This is a genomic window from Bacillus clarus, assembly GCF_000746925.1.
GTDB lineage: Bacteria > Bacillota > Bacilli > Bacillales > Bacillaceae_G > Bacillus_A > Bacillus_A clarus.
Genome location: NZ_JMQC01000008.1, coordinates 3389466 through 3413503, shown reverse-complemented (window position 1 = coordinate 3413503; position 24038 = coordinate 3389466). Strand labels below are relative to the sequence as shown.

The 24038-nt window shown below is 33.8% G+C and carries 20 protein-coding genes and 5 pseudogenes; 9 read left to right on the top strand and 16 right to left on the bottom strand.

Annotated elements, in window-relative coordinates; translation table 11 throughout:
• Positions 1–23 precede the first annotated feature (23 nt).
• Positions 24–1286, bottom strand: a complete 1263-nt coding sequence (locus DJ93_RS18320) for a M48 family metallopeptidase (protein ID WP_042982406.1) — start codon at positions 1284–1286, stop codon at positions 24–26.
• A gap of 156 nt (positions 1287–1442) precedes the next feature.
• Here DJ93_RS18320 and DJ93_RS18315 point away from each other — a divergent pair, with 156 nt between their 5' ends.
• Entirely contained in the window at positions 1443–2027 is a 585-nt protein-coding gene (locus DJ93_RS18315; protein WP_042982405.1) for an SCO family protein, read from the top strand.
• A gap of 26 nt (positions 2028–2053) precedes the next feature.
• Here DJ93_RS18315 and DJ93_RS33790 read toward each other — a convergent pair.
• The 4 genes and pseudogenes from DJ93_RS33790 to DJ93_RS18300 all read right to left on the bottom strand — a co-directional run bounded on the left by DJ93_RS33790 (position 2054) and on the right by DJ93_RS18300 (position 3809).
• Positions 2054–2242 (bottom strand): annotated as a pseudogene (locus DJ93_RS33790) (hypothetical protein).
• A 14-nt stretch (positions 2243–2256) separates the two neighbouring features.
• The gene (locus tag DJ93_RS18310) at positions 2257–2556 is read right to left on the bottom strand and encodes a hypothetical protein (protein ID WP_042982403.1); all 300 of its coding nucleotides are present in this window, start codon (positions 2554–2556) and stop codon (positions 2257–2259) included.
• Positions 2557–2583: 27 nt separating this feature from the next.
• The gene (locus DJ93_RS18305; RefSeq protein ID WP_052109582.1) at positions 2584–2865 is read right to left on the bottom strand and encodes a hypothetical protein; all 282 of its coding nucleotides are present in this window, start codon (positions 2863–2865) and stop codon (positions 2584–2586) included.
• An 83-nt stretch (positions 2866–2948) separates the two neighbouring features.
• Complete coding sequence (locus tag DJ93_RS18300) at positions 2949–3809, bottom strand: CPBP family intramembrane glutamic endopeptidase (RefSeq protein ID WP_042982402.1); 861 nt, start codon at positions 3807–3809, stop codon at positions 2949–2951.
• A gap of 139 nt (positions 3810–3948) precedes the next feature.
• Between DJ93_RS18300 and DJ93_RS18295 the strand changes: the two genes are divergently transcribed.
• Together DJ93_RS18295 and DJ93_RS18290 are read left to right on the top strand one after the other, a co-directional pair.
• Positions 3949–4653 (top strand): response regulator transcription factor, encoded by a 705-nt coding sequence (locus DJ93_RS18295; RefSeq protein WP_042982400.1) that lies wholly within the window; start codon positions 3949–3951, stop codon positions 4651–4653.
• A 9-nt stretch (positions 4654–4662) separates the two neighbouring features.
• Positions 4663–6402 (top strand): sensor histidine kinase, encoded by a 1740-nt coding sequence (locus tag DJ93_RS18290; RefSeq protein WP_042982398.1) that lies wholly within the window; start codon positions 4663–4665, stop codon positions 6400–6402.
• A gap of 79 nt (positions 6403–6481) precedes the next feature.
• Here DJ93_RS18290 and DJ93_RS18285 read toward each other — a convergent pair whose 3' ends face one another.
• Together DJ93_RS18285 and DJ93_RS18280 are read right to left on the bottom strand one after the other, a co-directional pair.
• Positions 6482–6847, bottom strand: a complete 366-nt coding sequence (locus DJ93_RS18285; protein ID WP_042982396.1) for a VOC family protein — start codon at positions 6845–6847, stop codon at positions 6482–6484.
• A gap of 58 nt (positions 6848–6905) precedes the next feature.
• Entirely contained in the window at positions 6906–7808 is a 903-nt protein-coding gene (locus tag DJ93_RS18280; protein WP_042982395.1) for an AraC family transcriptional regulator, read from the bottom strand.
• A 70-nt stretch (positions 7809–7878) separates the two neighbouring features.
• On the opposite strand from DJ93_RS18280, the pseudogene DJ93_RS30855 reads away from it, so the two are divergent.
• A pseudogene (locus DJ93_RS30855) lies at positions 7879–8070 on the top strand (sigma factor-like helix-turn-helix DNA-binding protein); the annotation flags it as partial.
• 744 nt (positions 8071–8814) lie between these two features.
• Here DJ93_RS30855 and DJ93_RS18275 read toward each other — a convergent pair.
• The gene (locus DJ93_RS18275) at positions 8815–9792 is read right to left on the bottom strand and encodes an HD domain-containing protein (RefSeq protein ID WP_042982393.1); all 978 of its coding nucleotides are present in this window, start codon (positions 9790–9792) and stop codon (positions 8815–8817) included.
• A 166-nt stretch (positions 9793–9958) separates the two neighbouring features.
• On the opposite strand from DJ93_RS18275, the pseudogene DJ93_RS18270 reads away from it, so the two are divergent.
• A pseudogene (locus tag DJ93_RS18270) lies at positions 9959–10216 on the top strand (anti sigma factor C-terminal domain-containing protein); the annotation flags it as partial.
• Positions 10217–10445: 229 nt separating this feature from the next.
• On the opposite strand, the gene DJ93_RS18265 reads toward DJ93_RS18270, so the two are convergent.
• The 5 genes from DJ93_RS18265 to DJ93_RS18245 all read right to left on the bottom strand — a co-directional run bounded on the left by DJ93_RS18265 (position 10446) and on the right by DJ93_RS18245 (position 17073).
• Positions 10446–11540, bottom strand: a complete 1095-nt coding sequence (locus DJ93_RS18265; protein WP_042982390.1) for a response regulator aspartate phosphatase — start codon at positions 11538–11540, stop codon at positions 10446–10448.
• Positions 11541–12049: 509 nt separating this feature from the next.
• The gene (locus DJ93_RS18260; RefSeq protein WP_042982389.1) at positions 12050–13156 is read right to left on the bottom strand and encodes a metallophosphoesterase; all 1107 of its coding nucleotides are present in this window, start codon (positions 13154–13156) and stop codon (positions 12050–12052) included.
• 359 nt (positions 13157–13515) lie between these two features.
• A complete protein-coding gene (locus DJ93_RS18255) occupies positions 13516–15048 on the bottom strand; it encodes a fatty acid--CoA ligase family protein (protein WP_042982388.1) in 1533 nt (510 codons plus the stop codon).
• Positions 15049–15339: 291 nt separating this feature from the next.
• Positions 15340–16329: a lipoate--protein ligase gene (locus tag DJ93_RS18250; protein WP_042982386.1), complete on the bottom strand. Its 990-nt coding sequence runs from the start codon at positions 16327–16329 to the stop codon at positions 15340–15342.
• 9 nt (positions 16330–16338) lie between these two features.
• A complete protein-coding gene (locus tag DJ93_RS18245) occupies positions 16339–17073 on the bottom strand; it encodes an MBL fold metallo-hydrolase (RefSeq protein WP_042982385.1) in 735 nt (244 codons plus the stop codon).
• A gap of 203 nt (positions 17074–17276) precedes the next feature.
• Here DJ93_RS18245 and yhfH point away from each other — a divergent pair, with 203 nt between their 5' ends.
• Positions 17277–17405: a protein YhfH gene (gene yhfH / locus DJ93_RS18240; RefSeq protein WP_000567010.1), complete on the top strand. Its 129-nt coding sequence runs from the start codon at positions 17277–17279 to the stop codon at positions 17403–17405.
• Between the two features lie 37 nt (positions 17406–17442).
• On the opposite strand, the gene DJ93_RS18235 is transcribed toward yhfH, so the two are convergent.
• Positions 17443–18456: a LacI family DNA-binding transcriptional regulator gene (locus DJ93_RS18235; RefSeq protein ID WP_042982384.1), complete on the bottom strand. Its 1014-nt coding sequence runs from the start codon at positions 18454–18456 to the stop codon at positions 17443–17445.
• 196 nt (positions 18457–18652) lie between these two features.
• Between DJ93_RS18235 and DJ93_RS18230 the strand changes: the two genes are divergently transcribed.
• Together DJ93_RS18230 and DJ93_RS18225 are read left to right on the top strand one after the other, a co-directional pair.
• Positions 18653–19585 (top strand): helix-turn-helix transcriptional regulator, encoded by a 933-nt coding sequence (locus tag DJ93_RS18230; protein WP_042982382.1) that lies wholly within the window; start codon positions 18653–18655, stop codon positions 19583–19585.
• A gap of 91 nt (positions 19586–19676) precedes the next feature.
• Positions 19677–20195 carry a DinB family protein gene (locus DJ93_RS18225; RefSeq protein ID WP_042982380.1) on the top strand — a complete coding sequence of 173 codons (519 nt, stop codon included), beginning with the start codon at positions 19677–19679 and terminating at the stop codon, positions 20193–20195.
• Positions 20196–20241: 46 nt separating this feature from the next.
• On the opposite strand, the pseudogene DJ93_RS18220 reads toward DJ93_RS18225, so the two are convergent.
• Positions 20242–20548 (bottom strand): annotated as a pseudogene (locus DJ93_RS18220) (DUF2087 domain-containing protein).
• 191 nt (positions 20549–20739) lie between these two features.
• On the opposite strand from DJ93_RS18220, the pseudogene DJ93_RS18215 reads away from it, so the two are divergent.
• Positions 20740–21461 (top strand): annotated as a pseudogene (locus tag DJ93_RS18215) (hypothetical protein).
• Between the two features lie 37 nt (positions 21462–21498).
• Here DJ93_RS18215 and DJ93_RS18210 read toward each other — a convergent pair.
• Positions 21499–23976, bottom strand: coding sequence for a YhgE/Pip domain-containing protein (locus DJ93_RS18210; RefSeq protein ID WP_042982376.1), 2478 nt, complete (start codon positions 23974–23976; stop codon positions 21499–21501).
• Between the last annotated feature and the right edge of the window lie 62 nt (positions 23977–24038).

Below are 24038 nucleotides of genomic sequence, written 5' to 3'. Positions count from 1 at the left end.
TAGCATAATTGCTACTTCTTTCTTTATTTTTTCTGTTTTTCATATTGTTCAAACGTGTGAATTCTTTCAAAAATTGGCGGGTGTGTGTATAAGAAAAATTTCACTAACGCAGGTGGATTTACTTGGCTTAAACTTGTTTTTGATAAATATTGAAAAGTTTTCACCCCTGATTTACCATCTTTCGTCATGTCTAAAGCGTATTGATCTGCTGCTCTTTCTTCTATACGTGAAACATAGTTTGTTGCTGGTTGTGATACAAAAGATAATACAGAGGAAATTAAGAAAAATACAGGTAAAATTGAGAAACATGCCATTTTTGAAATTTGCAGCGTATCTCCCCATTTTCTAAGACACATATTTAAAATACGACTAATTACATACATCCCTATAAATGATATGAAAATATAACTCGCCACGCCCCAATATATATGTTTCATGACGTAATGTCCCATTTCATGAGCCATTATAAATAAAATCTCTTTATCTTTTAATTGCTGTAGCGTCGTATCCCACATTACAATGCGAAGATTTTTTCCAATTCCTGTTACGTATGCATTTAACGCATTCGTTTTTTCCGACATATTTACTTCATATACGTGTTCAGATGGAATATCAGCTTTATCTGCCATTGTTAAAATTTTCGTTTCTAATTCTTTATTTTTCAGCGTCGAGAAATCGTTGTAAAGCGGATCAATCATAACAGGTTGCACAAACGTTAAGAAAATCGTAAACGGAACAGAGAGTGCCCATCCTGCTAGCCACCATCTCTTCGGGAATTTACGGATGAGCCATAATAAAACCGTAACAATGAGTAACATAGTCGCATAGTTCACCCAAAAATCGATGACATGATCTTTAATCCAGCTTTGTGTGCTTTGTGTTGAAATACCGTAATCAACGGACACTTTACGGCCGATCCATTGCATCGGTAATGCTAGCACCGTTGTAAGTAATGATAAATAAAAGAAATAAATCGCCACTTGTAAGACACTTATTTTAGTCGTTTCCTTCGACCATTTCTCAAACTTTTTTGAAACACCGAGCACGAGTACAAATAATAAAATAATCCATTCAAGAGGCGTCGCTAAAAAATATAGTAAATTTTTCACGCGAGAATAATCTTGGCTTAGCGTAAGCTCTCTCGCGTTCATAAACGTCTCTGGATCTGCACTCGTTCCTTTATACATGTCTGGAATGAGTTCATGATTCCATCCAAATAAATACCAATATATAAATAACGCAAAACTAATATACAAAAAAAGCGTCCACCCAATAACTTTCTTCACGTTATTCCCTCCTCTATGTTGCCTGTCTATTATTATTGTAAGTTCGTACCTTCTAAAATAGAACAAGCTAACCTAGAGAATTGTCATGGAACTTTCAATCCCTTTTTATAAATTTTCGAATTTTTCTTATAAAATAATTTTGGGAGGGGATAGATAATGAAAAAATTTTATATTACTTTTACATTAGGGTTAATCATTGTAATCGGCATTGGCATTTACTACTTTACAGACTACCGTAAAGCTTCAGCTGAAATACCCCATGGCATCGTTATGGAAGATATAAACGGCTCTACCATATCTTTTGATAACTTACCAAAAAAATTAAAACTTGTAGAATTCATATACACGAAATGTCCTGATATTTGTCCTGTCACTACATACAAAATGAAACATTTACGAGATGAATTAGAACGTGAAAACCTCTTCGGGAAAAAAATTGAATTTATTACAATTACAATTGATCCTACATTTGATACAAAAGAAGTATTAACTACATATTCGAACACATTTGAAATGACGAAAACGAAGGGTTGGCATTTATTACGTGGAGATGTAAATAAAACAAAAAAACTAGCAGATACATTTAACTTTCAATACCGAGATCCTGGAAGCGGGCTATACATTCATACTTCAAACTCTTATTTACTTGATGAAAACGACCGATTAATTGAAGTATTCGGCATGGGAGAGCGTGGATTTAATAGTAAAAAAGTACTCGAAAAAATAAAAAAGGCAATATAAAAAACTCTTCTATTTCAAGAAGAGTTTTACCTATTTTCGGACTTTTTCTTCACCTCATATTCAGGGATAAGAAAAACACTGAAAAACCAACAAATAACGTCTGCACCTTATATATAACGTATATATTCATAGTCCTGGAAAAATAGCGTCGTTATAATAATCATGAAAAATCCTATAAAAACAAATATATAACCTATTTGTTTCTCAGATAACATAGATTACCACTCGCCTACTGGATTAGTTCTACAAATAAGCTTAAGTCTTGAAAAGAAATAGAGCTATATTTCATAATTCCTTGCACAACTAAAAGTAATATAAGACCCATTACACACATATAATTTATGCCATCTTTACGTCTGTTTTCAACGACCATACCCCCACTAATACATAAAAGACCTAATAAATGCAGTGCTAAATAAACAAAAAAGTATGCTTCATCCCAACGAAGAACGACATTTATCGTCGTAATCACAACTAAACTAACCATAATCAAATAAAATAGTTTACTTGACGATATCGTTTCACTCATATGAATATCCCCTCCTCTATACTTTCATCACCTTATTGATGCTTCATTACTACAAAATAAATAATAGCTTTCATAAAATAAAACAAGAGCCCCCATTACTTTCTCAAAAGTTTTATGGAATGCAACTTGATTCTCTTCATTTTTTACATATTTTTTAGCTATACGCTTCACAATTTCTTCTAAAACAAGACCGATTACAATTCGTACTCCTACAAAAAGAAGCAGAAAAATAACACTTTCTTTATAACTACCACTTGAAAATAGATGGTACTCTGGAAACACGATAGAATCTACTACTGGACAATACATTCACAAATATTTCTACCACGCGTATCTCATAGCGTTCGGCTCCGTCATTTCTTTTCATATTTTGTCAATCGTCTTCTTCATTCTTACTTATCTCCCATTACATAGTTTCCCGATTCCGAACTATCTCTTACTTTATTTGTATATATAGTCGGTACTTCTTTACTCCAATAACGACGATTAATAAATAGAAAGACAAGTACTAAATTCAATCCGATTATAAAAATAATGAGACCTGTAATAAACGTCGTATAATTAGAAAAATCTGCAAGACTCATTATCTTTTCTTTACTTACTATGAAAGATGATGTGAGAACAATTGCATTGTTTAATATATGTATACAAATTGGCATAAGTAAGCTTTTTGACCGAATGTATATGATAGATAGCACGATGCTAAATACAGTCGCACCGAGAAAATCAACATGTAAGTACCCGAATAAAATAGCTACGACAATCATCCCTGTCCCAGTTCCCCATTTTGCTGCAAAACGCTGAAGTAGAAATCCTCTGAATACAAATTCACCAATAGTAGGTGCTACAAATACAACCATTATAAATTGATATATATATCCCCCTGTACTATCTACAATCGGTTCATGCAGTGCATTCATAATGAAATCCGGTGTAATCCACGCAAAACTATACATGTACAAAATAAGATATCCATAACTAAAAAGACATAACATAATTGTAATATACAAAACTTGTATCAAGTTAAATGTTTCCTTTTTATTAATAAATAAAGTGAGTGGAATATGATGTCGTCTATACTCGTACCATAACCAAATAGCTGGAAGGATATAAAATATACAGACACTTACAATTGAAGAGTTTTGTATATGAAATGTATTTTCTAGCAATTCATTACTGTTTCGTACAAAAAGAATAAGTAGTGCAAATACAATTAAAAAATACCTTGCTCGCATCGATTGAAACGGATTCACACTCATCTCCTCCCTATGTTACTTTTATCATATCATTTGAATCTTAATTTTTTAGGAAGGAAACCTTAAAATTTCCTTAAAAATTCCATAAGTTACAAAAAAGATGATATGATATTCGGTGAAAATAGGAGGTTCTATTATGTATCATGCAAACATTTTACTCGTTGATGATGAGACAGCAATTTTACAATTATTAACTACTATTCTACAAAAAGAAGGCTTTTCTCATATTACAACCGCAACATCTGCTGAAGATGCTTTATTACTCGTTGACCAAAACGAATACGATTTAATGCTTTTAGACGTTATGCTTCCTGGACAGTCTGGCTTTGATATTTGCCCCATTATTCGCCAAAAAACGGACTGCCCTATTTTTTTCTTAACAGCAAAAACATCTGATCTAGATAAAGTATCTGGCTTTTTATACGGAGCAGATGATTATATTACTAAGCCATTTAATCCATTAGAAGTGGTCGCCCGTATAAAAGCACAACTTCGAAGACATATGAAACAATTGATGCAACCGGGGAAAGAAAACACTTCAATTTCATTTGGAAGGTTTGAAATCGATAAACACGCGGCAGAGCTACGAGTAGACAGAAAGATCGTCGAATGCTCGGCTCAACTATTCCAACTCTTACTTTTCTTTTGTGAACATCCAAATTACGTATTTTCAAAAGAAGAAATATACGAGAAAGTGTGGGGCGCTCCTGCCTATAATGGGGATGACAATACCGTGATGGTTCATATTCGAAAACTACGAGAAAAAATTGAACGAGATCCAAGTAGCCCAGAACATATAAAAACGGTTCGTGGACTTGGCTATAAGTTCGTTACAGTGTAGGTAATACATATGAACTTAAATAAAAGACTTATTGTCCAGTTTATTATGCAGCATATTTTCGTCTTATTTACACTACTTATTGCAGTCATAGCTGCTTTTGTATACTTAAGTATGCTTATTACGAGCACGTTATACGAACCGAATATCCCAGATTCAGATGGTTTTACAATCTCCCAATATATCTCTGCAGAAGATGAACATATTACAATAAAAGAAGAGGTAAAAGATCTAATTGCAGAAAAAAACGACTGGCTTCAAATTGTTGATGAGAACGGAAATATTCTTTATCACTTCAATACTCCAAAAGATGTTCCCACTTCTTACACTAAGACATCTTTAATTGCTTATTTACAACATCATATAGAGAGCCCATATAAATTCACCTACTGGGAAATTGAATTAGAAAAGAAAAAAGCACTCGTTATTTATGGTGGTATGATGAAGAGCAATGCTTTGCTTCAACAAATACAAGAAGCGCATCCTACTCCATCAATAGAACGATTTGCACTGACAGAACAAGAAAAACATTTACTTTCTAAAGAAAAGGCGACATTACAAATATTCAATACAACTGGAGAAGAAGTTTTTTCATACTCAAACGAGAAGAAAAAGACACTTTCTGCTATCCAAACCCTACTTAGCGAAAAAGAACCGTGGAATCATGAAGAAAACATCTCAAGTTTCTATGATTCTAGTAATGGACACCTCTTCGTTATAACAGCGAAAAATGATCATTACTATCCAGAGGATGAAATAGAGGATCTATTTGCAAAGAAAGTTCTCATCGGATGTGGGCTAATCCTCCTCATCGTATTTGTTTACTTAGTCATTCTCTCTATTTGGTACGGGAAAAAGTTTGGAAAACCGCTATTACATGCGATGCGTTGGCTCAAAAATATTGCTGGTGGGAAATACGAAGAACCGGTAAGTAAAAAAGGGAAATCAGTTCGCTTCCGGCGATCTGGTAAAGAGAAATGGTCATTCCGTCTATTTAAAGATGTTACAAATACATTAGAGCATCTATCTATTACTTTGCAAAAAAATGATAATATGAGAAAAGTCATCCAACAAACACGTGAGGAATGGATTACTGGTCTTACACACGACTTAAAAACGCCACTTAGTTCCATTTACGGCTATGCTTTGTTGCTAGAATCTAAGCAATACAATTGGACTGATCATGATATTCAAGAGTTCGGCTGCATTATGAAAGAAAAATCACAATATATGACTACATTAATTGACGACTTAAGCTTAACATATCAATTAAAAAATAATGCTCTTCCCGCACAGCTCATAAATGTTGAGATTAATCAATTCGTCCAAAAAGTGTTATTACAATTCATTAATAATCCGACACTCAAAAACCAAAACATTGAATTTGTACCTAGCTCAAATAAAATTTACTATTTTATTGAAGAAAAATGGTTCCAGCGCATTATCGAAAACTTATTAGCAAACGCTGTAAAACATAATAATGAAACAACAACAGTAATCGTAAAACTCGCGCAAAGTATAAACTCATTTACACTATCTATTTCCGATAACGGAAAAGGAATGGATGAGAAAACGAAGGAACTTTTATTTGAACGATATTATCGTGGAACAAATACAGAAGAAAATAATGCAGGAACAGGACTTGGACTCGCCATTACAAAACAGCTTGTTCTCGCTCATAACGGGACCATTTCAATCGATAGTGAGCTTGAGAAAGGAACGACGATTCTTCTTGTTTTTCCGCTTAATTAATAAGAAAAGACACTTTTTAAAGCGTCTTTTCTTATCCATTCATAACTCTCTATGAAAGATTGTCACATATACTATTTTCCTATCTCCCCACCAACACAAATACATTTTCATCAGGTGCTTCCATTACCGCAACGTGACCTGATTCTGTTTGAAACGGTTCGCGTATCCATTTTATTTCTGTATTCTCTCTCAAACTTTCATATGTTTGTTGTACATCCTCTACAAATATTTCAACTTCCATAAAATTAATATTCGGATGATTACTTACTACTAACGCTGAACTATTTTTATCTGGAAACTTCAATCCTACTAACGTCCAGACGACTCCCTCTTCTAATTCTCTTTCTATAATCCAGCTTTGCTTCATTCCCATTTCTTTATAAAAAGCAACTGACTTTTCTATATCCTTTGTATGTATAGATACACATTCTAATTTTTTGAACATCTTCCCATTCCCCTTTATAAAAAAGCGAACCACCTCTTAATGATTCGCTCTTACCCTATTATTTTTTCTTCACCGGTATCCAAAGCTCAACTTGAGCGAACTCACTCTTATCTTCGTGGCAACGCTCATCGTATAATTCAAACTCAGCGTTTCCGCAATGCTCATACCCTGAATGAGGGAACCATTCTGAGAACACCGCATTCCACGTTTGGTGAATAGACGGTACCATTTCTTCATGAGGTACTTTCGGCGTTGTAAATACTGCATACGTTGCTTCCGGGAATGTACGCGTCGTAATTGTACTCGGTACATTCTCAAAGTCTGTAACTTCCATTCCAATAATGTAAGTGAAGTCCCCTGTTTCTAAATTAAAGTCTGTACATAGTCCAAGCTCTACCCATTGGCTCGTATCTTTACGATTCGGAATCGTCGTTCCAAGATCCTTTTGTAAATACTCCTGCCAAAAGACTGGGATGTCTTGATGATTTTTTCCTTCTTTACTCGTCGTCTTCAATTCATATCCAGCAACCAAAAACTCTGGCTTATTTACAATACGATACTCCATTTGTATGCCCCCTAAATATGGATTTAATTTTCTTTGTTTTACATTGACTCTGTAATACATCGGTGTTTCAATTTCTTCTTTTCGATATTCACTTGGTGTCATTTGAAATAATTTTTTAAAGGCTCTCGTGAACGTTTCATGAGATTGAAAGCCATGTTCGAATGCGATATCAATAATTTTTTCGTCCGTATGAGAAAGCTGGTAAGCTGCCCGAGCTAGCCTCCTCTTTCGAACATACTCCATTACTGTATCACCGACTAACGCCTGAAATACACGATGAAAATGAGATTCGGAAAAGCCTGCGATACGAGCTAAATTACGCAGCGTCTGTTTTTCCATTACATCTCCTTCAATATAATCAATTGCCTTTTGAATTTGTGTTTCATAGCTTTCCATCTCTGTTCACCCGCCTTATATGTATTATGATAAATGAGAACACTATCCATTTCTTGACGTTTTTTGCTTTTATTTCATAAAACATGAGATGACTAGTTGGTTACAAGAACTATCCTCTCTCCCGTTAGAAAGACGGAATGTTTTACTATTACGAGATTACTACGGATTCTCCTATAAAGAAATAGCAGAAATGACCGGTCTCTCATTAGCAAAAGGGTTCTGTTACAAAGTTTTTAAAAGCAAGCTAAACTTTTGCAAATAACATTTATCCCTATAAGGGGTCCCCACCAGACCTAGCAAACTAATATTTTGAAGTACCACATCGCTATCAAGCTAAAGATAAGAAAGGTCGGTTTCAGAAGAAATTTTTTCTCTTTCTAAAAAACCAATGTAGATCATTGGAAATTTTACATATCAAATAAATCCTACAGTGTAACTACCTAAATAATAGTTCGACAAAATTATTATTCAAAAACCTATTGTTTAATTTAAAAATCTTGAAATGGAAAAAGTGATGAAAATAACTCCTATACTTAAAATATATTATCTTCCAAAACCTCATCTCAATTCATTAACCATTTCAGCTATATATAAGAAAAAGAATAAAAAACAGAAATAACATCAATAAAACAAGTTCTATAATCCCCCTTAATAGATCATTTAGAATTATTAAAAATTACATATCAAATTAGAATTCTATTGAATCTACATAAGGTAAATACGTATAATTGCATACTTACCTTTTCAAAAAGACACTCTTATCCTTATATAATCGTGTCATAAACTTAAATAGGAAAGCGAAAAGCTTTGTTAAACCAAAATATTTAACAATTATTAACACAAGGTGTTTTATTTCTTTCTATTAGGTTGTTTATTAAGTTCTAAATTATATAAACACTTGATTTACAAAATAAAAAAGAATCCATAAAGAAGTAATCAAAATGGATTCCAAAGAACAAAGATAAACTCTTTCATATTTTTCTTATTTTTAAATATATCTTTTTTATTAATTAGAAATCACTTTCACAAACGTCCCTCTCACCGCTTTTTCATAAGCAACATCACTCATTTGTCTTATTTTTTCTGATACAACAGACGACTGAACGACTTTACCCTCATGAAGTAACGAAGGGTCAATGAGACGAACTTTATTTTTCTGATATAAATCATAATCATTTTTATCTTCTTTCACTTCTACGCTTGGATGAAGTTTACTTAATAAAGTATCTATTTCTTGATTTTTACATAGCTCTAGTTTAGACATAAGCTTATGATCTTCAAAAAGAAAATCATCTGGCTTAATTATATTTTTATGTAAAGCCAATTTTAACGTTTTGGCTAACCTATCATTTCCGTAAATATTAATTGGTTTCATAAAGAAATCAATCACTTCTTTGTAATACGTTATCGTAAACCATTCCGCAATTTCGATATTTTGAAGAACCATTTTCTCATCAACTGCGATTAAATCCTCTAAAAAACTTTGAACCTCTTCTAAAGAAATATATCCATATGTATACATATCTCTTAGTGTATAATCTACTCGATCTGCACATAAGTCTGGTGCTGATCTCTCAAGCAATGTCCACTTTGAATCATCTAGCAAAATACCTTCATAGTTATAACCATATTTCGCAAGAATCCCTGGAATTTCCGAATCTGTAATAACAGTGCTAAATATTTCTTCATGATAGCTTTCATCTTCATTATCAAAGACATAATCAATTACATGAGAAAAAGCAGTATGCGATACATCATGCAATAAACCAGCAATCTGTTCTTCTACTGAGCCACCAAGTTTTTTAATTAATAGCATGACACCAACCGAATGATCAAAACGAGTTACATTCCATTTTTCGTTCATTAAGTAACTTGCCCCAGCTTGGTGAACTCCCTTTAACCTTTGCACTGGCTTGCTTAAAATTAATTCTTCTAATACTTTATCTACTTCAAATTCTCCGTATATTACATCTGATATAAACAATTAGGATCCCCCTTTAATCAAGCAAAGTCTTCTTATATTATCCCTTTTTCCAGGTAGAGTAAATATAATATTCACAATCCAAATACGAACATTTTGTTTCAATATTTATATCTATAATTAAATATAAATAGATATTGTATTTATTATACTTTTGACGAAACAATGGAAAACAAAAGACGAAGAAGTTTTAGAAATGATGCGTATTCTTTCTACTCATAAAAAGACTGTAAGCAAAGTTACTTGGCTTAATGAGAAAGAGCTAAACTTAGACAAACGCTATGAGTATGTAAAAGAGAATGGAGTAAAAGTTTACGGTATCGTCATTACCGGTCCGCCGAAAGAATTATTAAAACTACAAAATTCACCTCACGTACGTTACGCAACTCTCGGTGATATTAAACTTTGGAATTGGTTTGATTATTAATAAAAAAGAAGCAGCTCATCAAAAGCGATGTTCTGCTTCTTTTTCGTTTGTTACTGACTGAAAACAGTCGCTTTCCCGTTTACTATACTTTAGTATTTATCGCTATGCATGAGATTTGGTTTTGCTGGTGCGGGTGTATCCCCACCATTAAAATAAGCTTGATTCAATATTCCAAATGATAATAGACTTACAAAAGAAATACTAATTAATAAACTCGTTATTTTTTTCACTATTTCAGCGCCCCTTTTGCTAATTGTTTTCCATCAGCTTTGTTATTCATATAAAAATAATGACTTGCCTTTGAATGTACATCCTTCTTATAAAATTCAATTGCTAAAAGTTCTGTATACTTTTTCACGCAATCCCATATTTCTTCTTTTTCAAAGTATGAAATCCCATCATTGGTAACCTTTTCGAGTTCATCTAAATTCCCTTCCTTGCATAATACATTTAAAATTGTAAAGTGATGTCTATACTCTTCATTTCCTGTATTTATTGCGAGGTCCAAGCCTTTTCTTATATATCTAGTTGCTCTCTCTAAATCTCCTAATTTATAGTACCCTTTTGCTTGCACAAAAATTGCTTTATAATGATTTGGTATCTTTTCTGTAATTTCTGATGCATGACGAATAGCTAGACTTGATAACTTTTGACTATTGTACAACCAAGCTAAATTATAACGAACTCTCAAAAGCAAACTTTCTTCCTCCTGTTTTTGTAAAGTATCTATCGCTGTATTTAAATACTCTTCAGCCTTTTCAAACTGCCTAAGATCAATACAAGCTAGACCAATCGTATTTTCACACAAAGTTGCATTCACCTCATATCCAGTATGATTTGAATACAAATACTTAGCCTGTTTTGAGTATTCAATAGCTTCTAATGGTTTGAATGTTTGGTAATAAAAAGTTGCCTTTCTATATTGAAACTCAGCTTTTTCAATTTCATCTTGTATATTTACTAAAAGTTCTTCAGCTTTTTCAAAGCACGTCTCTGCTTCTTTGTATTCCGATATCATCGTTTTACATATCGCTTTAAAAAAGTAATAGTAATATTGAACCCGATTATCCGCTGGTAATTCTAAAGAGTTCATATGTTCAAATGATTTTTTATTAATTGATATTCCATCTGTAAGTACTTGATATCTAAAATCGAATAAATCGTAATAAATTTGCACCTGAGAATCAACATTTATTTCTTTTAATTTTGTATTAACTTCATCTTTAAGTTTCTTAGCCCTACAAAGATTATATTTTATTATCTCCTCATACCATAGATTCAGCAAACTGATTATTTTCTCATTTTCGTTTATGTTTAGTTTCAAAAAGCTCCCCCTCTTTCTTATTTATACTTATTACCTATAATACAAAAATAATCAGAAAATTAAGTTATTTTTTTGTTGAGAAATAAATTTTAAAAATCTCTCTCATTACCTCCTGTTCTATAAATTCCTAAAAATAGTATAAGATTGCGAGGATTGAATACTGCTTTCGAACTAATTATTAATATTATTCCGTTACTATTACATATTCCCTTCAAAAATTAAGAAATCATCTTACTTTTTGTTTCATTAAAAGTAAAAAATATATTATTTCATATGTTATCAAATTTAGAATAGGCTTATGATCCTTCTATATACATGTTTATCCAATTCCAATCCAAAGTGAATTCTAAGTTCCTAAAATAAAAAGAAGGCGTATATAAGCCTTCTTTTTTCTAAAAATAACATCATGTTGCCTTTGATTATCTTAAAAAAGGTATCGCACAGAACCCATTTTATTATTTTCTACTTGAAGAAGATATAGTTATAATAAACTTCTTTTCTTGCCCTAACTACTCAAACGTAACCTCCACTTGTACAATCTCCGACCTACTTCCAAGTCTTAGTGGTGGTCCCCAAAATCCAAATCCTGAGGAAACGATGGCATGAAAAGTGCCTTTCTGTACGTATCCCCAATCTAGTTCGTACATTCGTTTCGTAATGATATGATTCGGTGCCATTTGTCCGCGGTGGGTGTGACCGGATAATAATAAATCCACACCAGCTTCTGCTGCTTGTTTTAGTTCAAATGGCTGATGATCCATTGCAATAACAGGAAGCGATTGATCTACTGTGCTCATAAGTTTTTCAAAACTTTGACGATCACGCTCTGTTTTATCCCTTCTTCCAACGAGATAAAAACTATCTTCTATTGTAATAACTTCGTCTAAAAGAATATGTACGTCAATCTTGTCCATCTCTTGTAAAAATTCTGGGATAGCCCTGCCGTAATATTCATGATTTCCTAATACCCCGTATATGCCTAATGGAGCTTTCATTTGTTTCATAATGTGTCCCATATTTTTTCGAATGAATACACCAGGATGATCATCAATGATATCTCCAGGGAGCAAAATAATGTCTGGTTTCATTTCGTTTACATGGCGGACTAATCTTTTCAAATGAGAGACGCCAGACAGTTTACCGAAATGCATATCAGAAGCCATCGCAATTCGTAAACTTTTACGCCCTTCCACTTTTTTTGGTATATGTACATCATACTTTCTCACAACTGGACTGTACGCATTGAATACCCCGTATGCAAAAATGAGGAAAAATAAAAGGAAAACGATGGTTCCTACCCAAATAATTGCCGTCTCTTTCTCCACTGAAAACTGTAAACCGAATACAGCAATATTAGCTAACGGTAATAACATAAGCGCATATTGTATAACTGCAAACCAAAGCGAACCAATCGTTCGTAAAAAAGGAAGAAACTTAAACACTTGCACGAGAATATACGCATAAGAAAAGAAACCAACTAATAAAGCGTAATATCCCCAAGATTCCCAGCCGAATACCGTACTGAGCCAAACCCAGCCGTTCCAACCGATATAAAACATAAGTAATGTATATACAATCAAAATAGTAAATATATTGAGATATCGAAAATACTTCACAACAAACCTCCTTATGTATTTCTTATATTATAACTTGTTATGTACTTATAACGTAAATGTTACGCATTAGAAATTATAGATAAGTCTAACTTACACGAAGCGTGGTGATGATTATGCACTTCGCACTGACTTTACATTCACAACTTATAACTAGATTGAAAAAAATAAAAAACATTGAACGAATTTGTTCAATGTTTTTTATCTTCCCGCATTTGCTTTCACAATTGGTAATCCGAAACTGCTAGTATTACCGCTACAACGCATGCATGAATATGTCTTTTCTTAATCATTATCAATTTTGTTTTATAAAAAATCCGTCTATATAAAGAATGACTATATAGACGGATTCTTATAAGAAATTATACTTGCATTGCCTTCTCTCTCAAAGCTCTTCTTAACAATTTACCTGTCGTATTTTTCGGTAATTCTGTTAAAAACTCAATACTCTTTGGTACTTTATATTTTGCTAAATGTAAAGTACAGTAATGCATCAATTCCTCTTCTGTTATACTAGCCTGTTTCAAAACGACATAAGCGCGTACGGCCTCTCCTAAGTTTTCATCAGGAACGCCGATGACAACAACTTCTGCCACTACCTCGTGACCATATAGCACCTCTTCTACTTCCCGAGGATACACATTATACCCACCGACAAGAACGATATCTTTTTTACGATCAACAATATAAAAATAACCTTCTTCATCCATTTTTGCTAAATCGCCTGTGTAAAGCCAACCATCGCGAAGTGTAGCCGCTGTATCTTCTGGCGCATTATAATAACCCTTCATAACATTCGGGCCACGAACGATTAATTCCCCAACTTCTCCGACAGGTACTTCTTCACCAAGTTCATTGACAATTTTATTTTCTACATGCCAAATATTTGTACCAATAGATCCTGGTTTACGTGGACGATCTAACGGGTTAAAACAAGTAACTGGTGATGCTTCTGATAAACCGTATCCTTCTGAAACGATAACATTAAAGCGATTTTCAAAGTTTTTCAGAAGAGCAACCGGCATTGACGCACCACCGGAAATACAAAGGCGAAGTGTCTTCACATCTTCTGCACTTGCTTCTTCATGTAAATATAAGTAATTATACATTGTCGGTACACCAGCAAAAATCGTTGGCCCATATGTATGACAAATACGAAATACTTCTTTCGGACTAAACTTCGGTAACATTAAAATTGTCGCACCGTTCACAATTGGTGCATTCACTGCAACTGTTAAGCAAAACACATGGAACATCGGCAATGCCGCAACGATGCGATCATCTGCTGTATATTGTAAATACGACGCAACATCGTTCGCATTACTATATAAATTTTTATGAGTTAACATAGCGCCTTTTGGCTTTCCAGTTGTGCCTGAAGTATATAAAATAACAGCTACATCTTCTTCATCTAGATTAGGACCCTCATAAGATATATCTCCGGATCCTATTAAACTGGTAAACGTTTTCATTTTTTCGCTTTCTGTATGCTTACTATCTGCTGAGGTTTCACATATGATGATGTTTTCAAGTGAAGGAAGTCTTGTTGTAAGAGATTGTATAACAGGTAGAAGGACGTCGAGTACGATGATTGTTTTTACATCTCCATTTTGTAAAATGTAATGCATTTCGTCTGCTGTATAAATTGGATTAATCGGAATGACAGTTGCTCCAACTTTCATCGTTCCGTATAAACCGACTAAAAAATGTGGTGAATTACCTACAACTAATGCGACATTGTCCCCTTTTCCAATGCCCATTTTCGCTAAATTGCCAGAAAACCTAGTGACCATTTCGTTTAATTGGTCATACGAGACCGACTGATCCATAAATATATAAGCCGGTTTATCTCCTTTCTTTTTCGCTGTTTCAGCCAAAGATTGAACGAGATTCACACAAACCCCACCTTTATAAAATTTAGAAAATTTAAAAATTCTAAATTAATTATATTAAAAGAAAATTAAAGTAGCAAGTGATATTTAAGTAAATGAATATATAATGAGACTTTACTCTTTACACATTTGAGAAAAAATAAGTTAACTTTTTGAAATATTTCTCCTCGTCTATCCATTATATTTTTATGAACTTATATCCATCAATCCATACAAGAGAAATGAGGATTCATTCATTTTTCTCACACACTCAAAATAAAAACGGTCATACAAATTGTATGACCGCTCTTCCTTTTAGAAAAACAAATGTAAGAAATCTTCTGTTGTTATATTACCAAAATAGCGTTTTACATCTACACCTTCTAAAGCTGCACTAAATGCATCTTTATCAAACTGTACTCCTGTTAGACGCTCTTCAATATCGTGAACATCCTCTACGCCGAAGAAATCACCATATATTTTACATTCTGTTACTGTTCCTTTTGTTACTTCTAGACGAACGTCAACTTGTCCAACTGGGAAACGGTGTGAATGTTGTAAGTTAAACTTCGGGGACTTTCCGTAGTTCCAATCCCAGTTACGGTAGCGCTCTTCAGAGATTTTATAAATCTCTTTCCAATCTGCTTCTGTTAATTCATATGTTGGAATTTTTGCTTCACCTTCGAAAATTGTCTCTAAAAGAAGTTGTCTAAACTCTTCTGTCGTCATTTTTTCATTTAAAAACTCTGTAATGTTTGCAACGCGGCTACGGATTGACTTAATTCCTTTTGATTGGATCTTATCCATTTTTACTTTCAGCGCTGATACAACGTGATCGATTTCAGAGTCAAATAGTAAAGTACCGTGACTAAACATACGACCTTTCGTTGAAAACTGGGCATTACCTGAAATTTTTCTGCCTTCAGCTAAAATATCATTACGTCCACTTAGCTCTGCATTTACACCTAGTTTTCCAAGTGCTTTCGTAACAGGCTCAGTGAACTTTTTAAAGTTATGGAAGCTATCTCCATCATCTTTCGTAATGAAACTGAAGTTTAAGTTTCCTAAATCATGATAGACAGCCCCTCCGCCAGATAAGCGGCGAACGACATGAATCCCTTTTTCTTTCACATAATCAGCATTAATTTCTTCCACTGTATTTTGGTTTTTCCCAATGATAATAGACGGTTCATTAATGTAGAACAATAAGTACGTCTCATTGATATCTAAATTTTTCACACAATATTCTTCAATCGCTAAGTTTATCTTAGGATCTGTAATCCCTTTATTATCAATAAATAACATCATATCACCTCATGAGTTCCAAACGTAACCACTATGTGCAAGTGTAATGTGGCCTTTGAAAGTTTGTTTTGCTTCTATTGCTAAATCATTTTGGTTGCCTGTATGCGGCAAGTGCGTTAATAAAAGTTCTTTTACATTTGCATCTTTCGCAATACTTGCTACTTCTGTACTATTCATATGCCCCGCTTTTGCAGCTTCTTGATGTGCATACATATTACACTCACAAATAAATAAATCTGCATCTTTTGTGAATGGAATAAATTCAGGAATATAACTTGAATCCGCACTGTATACAATTACTTCATCACCTGCTGTAATACGCATTGCAAAGCATGTAACAGGATGAATCGTTTTTAAAAATGAAATCGAAAACGGTCCAATTTGAAGCGTTTCTTCTGGATTGTATGCAATTCCTTTCGTATGTGGTGCATGTGTTAAAGAATTGAATCCATTCTCATCAAACGGATGACCGTAAATTGGCAATTCCGGTAGTTGTCTTGTTGTTGCACTCGTAATCAACCTTGCATATTGCAATACCCCAATGTCTGCAACATGATCGTGATGATAGTGCGACAATAGAACTGCATCTATATCAGATGGTGTTATATATTTTTGAAGCTGTGCTAGTACACCACTACCACAGTCAACGAGTAAACGAAAACCATCATGTTCAAACAAATACCCCGACGTTGCTTCTCCCGCCTCTGGAAAGCCGCCCCAAAAGCCAACAACAGTCATTTTCATATGTATCCATCCTTTCTAAAACCGAGTAGCAATGCAGTTTTTCTTCGTACTTGAGAAAGTTTTTTACTTACATTCTACATTGTTAACTATAATCCATTTCCTAAACTTTTTCATTAATTTTCAACTTTGTTATAAAACAGTTGTTGACTTTTGTTTTTTGTACTAATACAATGATAGTAAGAAATGGAAATGGAGGGATTTACATGATCGATCAACCAATGGAGTTTTTCAGAAATTTACCGACGAAAACTTGTGCGCACTGTGGGAAGGAAATTGATGAGCAACACGAAGCGTACCATAATAAATGTGACGATTGCGTTCACGAAGAATAGTAATTTGTGAACAAAAAAACCTAGCAGACATAGTCTACTAGGCTAATAACATCGTATCCTTCATCGTTGAACCTTTCACCAAGAGCTCCAGTTCAAACTCATACAATTCTTTTTTTCGATAATTTTTCGTATGGATTTTATCCATCATTAAGTCGACAACTTTTCGAGCCATTTCATCGATTGGCTGTTCAATTGTCGTAATACCTGGTTCTGTAATCTGTGATAAAATTTGATTATCAAAACCGATAACAGCAAGATCATCTGGAATGCTCCAGTTATGGCGTTTCGCCTCTGCGATAATTCCAGCTGCAACCTCGTCGCCTCCTGCCAAAATCGCGGTAGGATTTTTTTTGTCCTTTAATACATCATGGAATATTCGTTTTCCATCTTCCCAAGAGAAAGCGTTTTCAAGAAAATCAATCGTTTCCACTTCTCTACTCTTTTCAGTAATAGCACGTAAAAAGCCCATTTTTCGCTGTTGGCTTACTACTTTCGTTTCGTTGCCACGGCAAAAAATAAGATTACGATATCCTTGTTCTAACACATGCTTCGCAGCTATGTATGCCCCTTGTGCATGATCAAATTTCACTGTTGGAATATTTGCTTCTTCAATATATTCATTACATAACACAATCGGACCGTGTTGTAAGTATGGTTCCACATTCTCCCACGGATTTTCTAGTGAACATAAAATAATCCCATCTACTTGTTTTGTAGATAATAATTGTAAATACTCCATCTCTTTTTCCGGTAAGTATCTCGTTTGACAAATAATCAGTTTATATTTATGTTCAGAAGCAGCAATCTCAATTGCTTCAATAAATCTACTGAAGAAAGGATTTGTAATCCTTGGAACAAGCACCGCAATTGTTTCTGTTTTTTGTTTACGGAGCCTTCTCGCCGCAGAATTAGGAACGAAGCCTAAATGCTTCATCGCTAATTGAACCCTTTTTTTCTTCTCATCTGAAACATATGGATGATTATTGATCACCCTAGAAACCGTTGTTCTTGATAACCCCGCTAATTTCGCCACGTCCTCGATCGTTGACACGAAATTCTCCCCCTTTACATGAAAACGTTTTCTTATCCTGATTATATAGTATATTATTGGAAACTGCAATACAGCTTCTTATGATTTTACTATATTAATATTATACATAGGAAAAAGTCTGTTAATTGCAGGAAGATATATACTACTTTTAGAATTTCACAGTAAGAATATTTATAAAAATAAAGGATGATATCTTATGAATCGGACGGATCGTTTATTAGCTATATTAATTGAATTACAAAGAAAACAAACTGTTACAGCACAAAGCTTAGCCGAAAAATTTGAGACAAGTAAAAGAACAATTTATCGAGATATGGACGCACTCAGTGAATCCGGTGTTCCCATTTTTTCAATACCTGGACGAGGCTATTCATTAATGGATGGTTATTTCTTACCACCCATTCAGCTTACGCCAGAAGAGGCCGTTACTCTTTTATTAGGAGGTGATTATATTGAGAAAATTTTCAACTCAGGTTTTTCTATACATGCAAGAGCAGCTAAAGAAAAACTAGAGGTCATTCTCCCTCCAGATCAACAAAAGAAAGTGAAAGTACTGAGGGATTCTTTCCGTTTCCTCCCCAATACATTTTCGCATCAAAAACTTGAACAAGAAAAACAACTCTTCCTACTGCAAGAATCCATTCAAAATGAACAATGTATTTCTTTTTCTTATCGTAAACCGAATGAATGGACGAAAATAAAGCGAACCGTCCATCCTTACGGTTTAATCAACATTTCAGGAATTTGGTACATCGTTGCTCATTGTTTACTTCGAAAACAAATACGTAATTTCCGTCTAGATCGTATGGATGAATTACAACAAGAGCAAGAATTCTTTACAAAACCTAAAGACTTTTCTTTACAAGACTATCAACCTGAAAATAATCGAACTGTTACGATTCATTTATTATTTCCAGCTCATATTGCACATAAGATTATCGAGTCTCGTTACTTTTTTATAGATTCATATGAGTATAAAGATGATGGTTTTCACGTTGTTTTGAAATCGAGAAATATAGATGAAATATTCCAGTGGGTACTAAGCTGGGGCAGTCAAATAAAAGTACTAGAACCGAAAATTCTTTCTGAAAAAATTCGAGAGGAAGTGAAAAAAATGCTACAACTTTAATTTTTCATTTCACTGCTGACATAATGGTGTCAACAGCTCTCCTTTATAATAGTTCTCAAGAAGCACATTTTAATCAAAAGGAGCCAATCATATGAACAATACTGCCTTTTTAGAGAAATTTGAAGATTTAGCGACGTATTACGCAGAGGAATTAGAAAAGTACTCTCTCGAACAATTTAGAAAGAAGCCTTCTGAAGAAGAATGGTCTCTTGGCCAAATGTATAATCATTTGCTTACTGCTACATATATGCAATTAAATGCAATCACAAAATGTAAAGATGAAACGCCATCTGCAACGAACAACAAGACAGACATGGGTGAGAAGGTATATGCAATGGGAGCCTTTCCCCCTATACAAATAAAACTACCAAGTCGGCCTGGATACACACCTGAAAACCCTTTAAATAAAGAAGAAATTACACAACGTTTTCTAGAATTAATTACAGCCGTTAAAAATGCCGAACCTATCCTTGCTTCCATTCCAGATGATTGTAAAGTAGAACATCCTGGGCTTGGTTATTTAAATGCGAATGAGTGGTTCCAACTTATTTCTATGCATTTTGCACATCATCTTCGTCAGAAAGAGAGATTGGAGCAAAGTATTTCTTAATAAGGTATAAATAAAAAAATCTCTGTTTTTAATAACAGAGATTTTTTTATTGTAACTCCTCCCACCTCATCCACTTTTCTCTTGCATTCACACTATAAACATTTTCATCTCTTTCCATAAATCCATGTACGATAAACTCTCTTCTTATCGTACAAAAATCATCATGATACTGTTTTATGAATGTATTGATTTCTTTTTCTGTATATTGATTTTCAGCATTTAGCTTGCTAATCAAATGTTCTAATAGTACCAACTTTTTCTTTTTTTTGGCCTGGAATCGATTTTAATCGATCCTCTTTATCAAAAAAGTTACGAATGGTAGTATCACGAAATTTAATTTGGCTTTCAAGCATTTTGTTTTCCCTCCTGGATTTGTATTATGCAAAAATTTACCACTTATTAAGTGTATCATTTTTCTGACTTTCATTTTTTATCTATTTTAAAAAATGAAAATACATATTAATAACTATTTATTTAACTTCATAAATGATATGGAAATTTATGTTACAATAAACTTATACATACATATTTTGGAGGGAAAATAGTGAAAAAAGGCATTATAGTATTAAGCATACTGTATCTTATTTTAACCGTACATACAGGGGCTGTCCTTTTAGGAAAAGAAGATTACAAAGGAGCTATAAATACATTAAACGAAACGAAAGAAGCACCTTCATTCGAATCTGCAAAAGACGGCGTTATTTTATTAAAAGGGACATTAACTACTAAGCAACCTATTACAGAGGAAAAACTTCAAAATAAGGAATTTGCACTACTTGAAATTAATACATATAAACGACGAAAAGGAAATTGGAAAAACATCGATTCCGAGCAGCATATCGCAAAACAGCTCTCACTAAACAATGAGACTCTTCCTAAGTTAAAAGAGATCCGCCTCGCAATGAAACCTATTACACTCTCAGGAAAAGATATTTCTATTGATGACTACACACTAAAAAAAGATGATACCCAACTAACCACTGAAGGTAAAGGATATCGATACACCGTAATAGAAAATAACTCAGATGCTCTTATTTTCGGCATAAAAAAAGGTGATAAGCTTGAAGGCTATAGCGGTTCTGAAGTTCTAATAGGAAAGACAAAAGAGGACATTGCCAGTAACATGAAACTTTATACTTTCGCTGAAAGATATGGTCCATTTGTTTGGGTTATAGCTACGATTATTCTTATCTGTTTTGGTATATATCGATTCCGTAAAAATAAAAAACTAATACACTTTCTCAGAAAGTAAATGAAAGTAAATAAAAAAGCACCATTTCGGTGCTTTTTTATTTACTTCGTTCTATCCTTCAACTGATTGCTGTTCTACTACATTTCGAAATTGTCGTTTATGCATCCAAGTTAATGAAGCGATTGTACCAAGTGATAATAGAACGATAAATATCATTAATATACCTATGTTTTGCCACATAAAGTTGAAATCTCCGCTCGATACGACTGCTTTAAATCCTGATACAGAGTACGTCATTGGTAACCAAGCATTAAAGTATTGTAAAAGCTTCGGAATTAGTTCAAGTGGGAATGTTCCTGCACTTGTTGTGAGCTGCATAATTAATGTTAAGATTGCAATGAATCGTCCTGCATCACCAAATGCTGTTACTAAACATTGAATTAATGAAATAAACGCTAGACTCGTAACAATACTAAAGAGTATAAAGTATAGAACACTTTGCACTTCTACACCTAACCAGAACAATAATACGCAATCTGCAACTAAAGCTTGAATAATACCTACAGATAATAAAATACCAAATTTACTAATGAACCAACTAAATCCTGATTTCGGAACACCTACTGTATCTCGTAACGGATATACGATGGATAATAAAAGGGCTCCAACGAATAAACCGAGTGATAAAAAGTATGGTGTAAACCCGGTTCCGTAGTTTGGAACTTCCGCCATTTTCTCCGTCTTCACTTTTACAGGACTTGCAAACATATCATACGTTTTATCCGTTCCTTTTACTTCGCCTGTTTTTTCTGCGCCCTCACCAAGTTTCTCAGCCAGTTCACCTGAACCATCATTTACTTTCACAAGTCCATCCGTCACTTTCCCAGAGCCGACTGCTAGTTGATTGACTCCATCGATTAGTTGGGTTGATCCAGTTAACATTTTATTTAGACCGCCATTTAGAGTGCCTAAGCCAGTTGTTACTTGACTTGAGCCATCTGCTAATTGATTTATTCCTCCTGTCATTTGGTTTGCTCCTACAGATAATTGACCTAACCCTGCTGTTACTTGATTTGAGCCATCCGCTAATTGGGTTACTCCATCAATTAATTGATTTGATCCGTTTTTTAATTTATCTGCACCTACTTTGGCATTACTTAATCCTTCACCAAATCCATGAAACTTACTTACAAATTCGTTTTGTGCATTCGTTAATTTCTCAATACCACTCGTTAAAGTTTTCAATCCTTCTGGGTTCGGCAGTTTGTTTTGCATTCCACTTACCGTTTCATTGATTTCGCCTTTTAATTGTTTTACTTCCTCATTTAGTTTCTTTGTTCCGCCCGCTACTCCAACAACTTTTTGTTGAACTGTCGCTGTACTTTTTGCCGCATTTGTTATATATGGTTGTAACTGCTCTTGATATTCTTTCGGTAAATTCTCAATTTGCTTTTGCAAATTAGCTATATCTTGCGCTGCATTTTTTGCATCCCCTGCTGTTGATTGAGTAAATTCATTTAACTGACTTACGTTTTCTTCTGCTCCATTTATTTTCTCATTTACTTTATTTAATATAGCAGGGACTTTCGACTGAACTCCCTCAAAGCCTACAACAGAACTTTGTACTTTATTATTTAAATCTTGCAAACCCTTTTGAATTTCTTGAGAACCTTTCTCTAATTGACTTTGTCCTCCAACAAGTTGTTCCAGACCATTTGATAGTTCATTTGTTCCGTTTTTTAATTCACCTGATTTATTTGCTAATGTATTCAAACCACCTGTTACTTTCTGAGATCCATCTCTTAATTCGTCAATTCCTTTTTGCATCTCACCTGTTTTGTTATTTAACGTATTTAAGCCGCTTGTTACTTTTCCAGACCCATCTACTAATTTATTAGAGCCATCAAATAATTTCTGAACCCCATCCTTCATCTTCCCAGACTTCCCTTGGAGTATATGAAGTCCATCTGTCACTTTTCCGGAACCGTCATGCAATTCGCTCGCTCCGTCATGTAACTGATTTGCTCCATCTGCCCCATCTGCTAAACCTTTTGAGACATCTTTAATAGCATCAAACATTTTCTCAGCATACGTTTTCGTTAACGTACTTGATACTTCACCTTTAATCTTTTCAATAGCTGTGCCACCAATTTGTGAAGATAAGAAATTTAAGCTTTCATTCGGAATATATTCTAAGTTTAATGGTTTTGGATTGTCTTTTAATAATGTTGTAGCATTACTTGAAAAGTTCTCTGGAATACGTACTAACATGTAATACTTTCTGTTTTCCATTCCTTCTTTCGCTGTCTTTTCATTAACAAATTCCCATTTAAACCCTTTATTGTCTTTTAAGTTATCGACGAGCCCTTTTCCAACTTCAATCGGTTTGCCGTCAAATACCGCCCCTTTATCCAAATTAACTACCGCCACTGGTAAATCATCTAGCTGTTCATACGGGTCCCAAAAGGCCCATAAAAACATACCTGCATATAAAATTGGCACAAACAAAACCGCAATAATCGGGATTAAAATTTTTTTACTTTTTATAATCTCCGTAAATTCTTTACTCAATAACTGATACCCCCGCATGATTTCTCCTCCTTTTTAAAATGACTAAAATGTTCATATGGTCATTTTTTCATAAATAAAAA

Bases quoted from the DNA above. Each gene is read 5' to 3' on its own strand.
- DJ93_RS18315 (WP_042982405.1), top strand. From the start codon at position 1,443: ATGAAAAAATTTTATATTACTTTTACATTAGGGTTAATCATTGTAATC.
- DJ93_RS18310 (WP_042982403.1), bottom strand. From the start codon at position 2,556: ATGAGTGAAACGATATCGTCAAGTAAACTATTTTATTTGATTATGGTT.
- DJ93_RS18305 (WP_052109582.1), bottom strand. From the start codon at position 2,865: ATGTATTGTCCAGTAGTAGATTCTATCGTGTTTCCAGAGTACCATCTA.
- DJ93_RS18295 (WP_042982400.1), top strand. From the start codon at position 3,949: ATGTATCATGCAAACATTTTACTCGTTGATGATGAGACAGCAATTTTA.
- DJ93_RS18290 (WP_042982398.1), top strand. From the start codon at position 4,663: ATGAACTTAAATAAAAGACTTATTGTCCAGTTTATTATGCAGCATATT.
- DJ93_RS18285 (WP_042982396.1), bottom strand. From the start codon at position 6,847: ATGTTCAAAAAATTAGAATGTGTATCTATACATACAAAGGATATAGAA.
- DJ93_RS18280 (WP_042982395.1), bottom strand. From the start codon at position 7,808: ATGGAAAGCTATGAAACACAAATTCAAAAGGCAATTGATTATATTGAA.
- DJ93_RS18250 (WP_042982386.1), bottom strand. From the start codon at position 16,329: ATGTTATTTATTGATAATAAAGGGATTACAGATCCTAAGATAAACTTA.
- DJ93_RS18245 (WP_042982385.1), bottom strand. From the start codon at position 17,073: ATGAAAATGACTGTTGTTGGCTTTTGGGGCGGCTTTCCAGAGGCGGGA.
- yhfH (WP_000567010.1), top strand. From the start codon at position 17,277: ATGATCGATCAACCAATGGAGTTTTTCAGAAATTTACCGACGAAAACT.
- DJ93_RS18230 (WP_042982382.1), top strand. From the start codon at position 18,653: ATGAATCGGACGGATCGTTTATTAGCTATATTAATTGAATTACAAAGA.
- DJ93_RS18225 (WP_042982380.1), top strand. From the start codon at position 19,677: ATGAACAATACTGCCTTTTTAGAGAAATTTGAAGATTTAGCGACGTAT.
- DJ93_RS18210 (WP_042982376.1), bottom strand. From the start codon at position 23,976: ATGCGGGGGTATCAGTTATTGAGTAAAGAATTTACGGAGATTATAAAA.